Source organism: Nitrosospira sp. NpAV (genome assembly GCF_000832065.1).
Taxonomy (GTDB): domain Bacteria; phylum Pseudomonadota; class Gammaproteobacteria; order Burkholderiales; family Nitrosomonadaceae; genus Nitrosospira.
Genome location: NZ_JXQM01000206.1, coordinates 1 through 425, shown reverse-complemented (window position 1 = coordinate 425; position 425 = coordinate 1). Strand labels below are relative to the sequence as shown.

1 protein-coding gene is annotated in these 425 nt (G+C 46.6%); it reads right to left on the bottom strand.

From position 1 onward, the window contains the following. Positions 1 to 17: 17 nt before the first annotated feature. The coding region (locus SQ11_RS15895) for a flagellar type III secretion system pore protein FliP (RefSeq protein WP_041515182.1) at positions 18 to 425 on the bottom strand (408 nt) is incomplete at its 5' end.

Here is a 425-nt window from a genome sequence, read left to right as displayed (position 1 = left end):
ATGTGGCGATCTCCTTATCAGGTATAGAAACTCTGGGTGAGTGAACCAATCAGCAGATGCCAGCCATCCACCAGTACAAACAGCATCAGCTTGAACGGTAGAGAGATAATCATTGGCGACAGCATCATCATTCCCATTGCCATCAGTGTGCTGGCAACAACCATATCAATGATCAGAAAAGGGATAAAGACGATAAATCCGATTTGAAAAGCTGTCTTTAGCTCGCTGGTGATGTAGGCAGGTACCAGGATTTTCATTGGTACCTGATCCGGGCTTTCGATTTCCTCGCTCCCGGAAATCCGGGCGAACAGTGCAATATCTGTTTCGCGTGTCTGGCGTAGCATGAAGATCTTGAGTGGATCGCTTGCCTTGTCCATTGCTTCGATAATACTGATCTTGTCTTCAGAGAAAGGCAGATATGCTTC